This window comes from Arhodomonas sp. KWT, from assembly GCF_010993615.1.
Map to the genome: position 1 here is coordinate 1 of NZ_WNXE01000249.1, position 3,059 is coordinate 3,059.

The window sequence follows — 3,059 nt, forward strand, 5'->3', positions numbered from 1 at the left end:
CAGCGGCGCGATCTCGCCCGCCGGAACCTGTGCTATACAGGACGCGGACTGGTGGAGGTCGCGCTGGCGTGGTGGGGTGCGGAGTCGCGTATCGCCCGGCTCGGGACCGTGGAGGGGGCCGAACACGTGGCGCGCGCGCAGGCCGACGGCCACGGCGTGATCCTGGTGAGTGCGCACTTCACGCCGCTGGACATCTCGGGGCGAATCATGAGCCGGTGGTTCGGTTTTCAGGCGATCTACCGCGAGAACCGGAACGCGGTCATCGAGCACTTCATGCGCGAGAGCCGGCGGCGGCACTTCGAGCACGCCTTCGACCGCGGCGACATGCGTGCCATGGTGCGGGCGCTGCGTGAGCGGCGGGTGGTCTGGTACCCCCCGGACCAGGACTACGGTCGCCGGCACGCCGTGTTCGCGCCGTTCTTCGGCGTGCCGGCGGCGACGATCACGATGACCTCCCGCCTCGCGCGGCTCTCCGGGGCGGTGGTGATCCCCTGCTACGGTGTGGCGCGCGAGGATGGCAGCGGCTACGTGGTCCGGCTCGGCCCCCCGCTGGAGGGGTTCCCGAGCGGTGACGACACCGCCGACGCCGAGCGGCTCAACGCCCGGCTGGAGGCGGAGATCCGGCAGCGCCCGGCGCAGTACTACTGGGTGCACCGGCGGTTCAAGACCCGGCCCGACGGCGGGCCGAATCCCTATCGGGGGCGGCGCAAACGGCGCAGGAAGGGCAAGTGATGCGGATACCCGATTTCGGCGACGTCACCCTGCTGGTGGCCGGGGACGTGATGCTGGACCGTTACTGGCACGGCGATACCGGCCGGATATCGCCGGAGGCCCCGGTGCCGGTGGTGCGCATCGGCGCCAGCGACGACCGCCCCGGTGGTGCCGCGAACGTGGCCCTCGGGCTCGCGGCGCTGGGTTGCCGGGCGCGGCTTGCCGCGCCGGTGGGCGAGGACGAGGCGGCCGGGGCCCTGGACGGCTGCCTCGCCGGCGCCGGCGTCGAGCGCCACTGGGTGCGGCGCCCCGGTGCGCGCACCACGACCAAGCTGCGCGTGATCAGCCAGCACCAGCAGATGATCCGGCTGGATTTCGAGGACGGCGCCGCCGCCTCGTCCCCGCTGGCCGCCGCCGAGATCGCCGGCGCGCTGGACGGGGTCCGGGCGGTGATCCTCTCCGACTACGCCAAGGGCGCGCTGCGCGACCCGCAGCCGCTGATCCGCGCCGCCCGCGCCGCCGGCTGTCCGGTGCTGGTCGACCCGAAACGCCCGGATCTCGAGGCCTACGCCGGGGCCACCGTGATCACCCCCAACCGCCCGGAGTTCGAGCGCATCGTCGGCCACTGCGGCGACGAGGCGACCCTGGTGGCGCGAGGCCGTGCCCTGCTGCGCGAGCTCGACATCGAGGCGCTGCTGCTCACCCGGGGGGAGGAGGGCATGACCCTGCTGCGCCGGGACGGTGAGCCGGTGCACATCCCTGCCCAGGCCCACGAGGTGTTCGACGTGACCGGCGCGGGGGACACGGTGATCGCCGTGCTCGCCGCCGCGGTGGCCGCCGGCGAGTCCCTGGCCCAGGCCGCGGCGCTGGCGAACCTGGCCGCCGGGGTGGTCGTGGGCAAGCTCGGCACCGCCACCGTCACGCCCGCGGAGCTGCATGCCGCGCTCCGCCACTGGGCGCCGGTGCGTACCGCCGAGGGCGTGCTCGACGAGCCGGGCCTGATCGCCGGCGTCCGCGAGGCACGGGTCCAGGGGCAGCGGCTGGTGATGACCAACGGCTGCTTCGACATCCTCCACCCCGGCCACGTCGCCTACCTGGAGGCCGCGGCGGCGCTGGGCGACCGGCTCATCGTCGCCGTCAACGACGACGACTCGGTCAGGCGTCTCAAGGGCGAGGGCCGCCCGGTCAATCCCCTGGGGCACCGTATGGCGGTGCTCGCCGGCCTGGCCGCGGTGGACTGGGTGGTACCCTTCGCCGAGGACACCCCGGCCCGGCTCATCGAGGCGGTCGCCCCGGACGTCCTGGTCAAGGGCGGGGACTACCGCGTCGAGGACATCGCCGGCCACGAGTCGGTGCTCGCCCGCGGCGGGGACGTCCGGATCCTGCCGCTGCTCGAGGGCTATTCCACCACCGATATCGTGACGCGGCTGGGGCGGTAGTGGGGGCGATTTGCTACACTGCGTTGCCGTGGTCGCTTCGCCGCTGACGAGTCATGAGCCGATCGATCCCCTCCGCCGCGCCGCCGGTCTCCGTGCTGATGTACCACCAGGTGGGGCCGTTCGCCCCGCCCGCGTCGCATCGTGCCGGCTACTGCCACGTACGACGCTTCGGTGCGCAGATGGCCTGGCTGCGGCGTTTCGGCTATCACGTCATCGGCCTGGACCGCCTGCTCGACGGCCTGTTCGGTGACACGCCGCTGCCGCCGCGCGCGGTGGTGCTGACCTTCGACGACGGCTACGAGAACTTCCGCGAGCACGCCTGGCCCATCCTGCGGCGCCACGGCTTCCCGGCGACGGTCTTCCTGGTGGCCGAGCGGGTCGGCGGACGCGCCGAGTGGCTGGGCGACGGCCAGACCCGGGCCGCACTGATGGGCGCCGACACGGTGCGCGCGCTCCACGCCGAGGGCGTGACCTTCGGCTCGCACACCCTCAGCCACCCGCGGCTCTCCCGGCTGGAGGAGGCCGACCAGCGCCGTGAGATCGTCGACAGCAAGGCACGCCTGGAGGACATCCTCGGGGCGGAGGTACGCCACTTCTGCTATCCCTACGGCGATTACGACGCCCGCAGCCGGGAGCTGGTGGCGGAGGCCGGCTATGCCAGCGGCCTGACCTGTATCCGCGGCGCGGCCAACACCGCCGACAACCCGCTGGAGATCCCGCGCAAGGCGATCTCCTACGGCGACAACCTGATCGGCTACCTCTGGAAGCTGCACGCCAAGCACGCGCGCAAGGACCGCGGGGGCGCGGCGCGCGCGGCATGAAGAGTCTCCATGTCCTCGGAAGCCGCCAGTTCGGAGGCGCGGACCGTTTCTACGTGCGCCTGATCCAGGCGCTCGCCGCCGCCGGCCA

At 73.2% G+C, this 3,059-nt stretch carries 3 protein-coding genes; all 3 read left to right on the forward strand.

Going from position 1 to position 3,059, the window contains the following annotated elements:
• The coding region (locus G7A99_RS17395) for a lipid A biosynthesis lauroyl acyltransferase (RefSeq protein WP_163142502.1) at positions 1–732 on the forward strand (732 nt) is incomplete at its 5' end.
• Entirely contained in the window at positions 732–2,150 is a 1,419-nt protein-coding gene (gene hldE / locus G7A99_RS17400) for a bifunctional D-glycero-beta-D-manno-heptose-7-phosphate kinase/D-glycero-beta-D-manno-heptose 1-phosphate adenylyltransferase HldE (protein WP_018716610.1), read from the forward strand. The genes G7A99_RS17395 and hldE, both read left to right, overlap by 1 nt.
• A gap of 53 nt (positions 2,151–2,203) precedes the next feature.
• The gene (locus G7A99_RS17405; protein ID WP_018716609.1) at positions 2,204–2,971 is read left to right on the forward strand and encodes a polysaccharide deacetylase family protein; all 768 of its coding nucleotides are present in this window, start codon (positions 2,204–2,206) and stop codon (positions 2,969–2,971) included.
• The last annotated feature ends 88 nt before the right edge of the window (positions 2,972–3,059 follow it).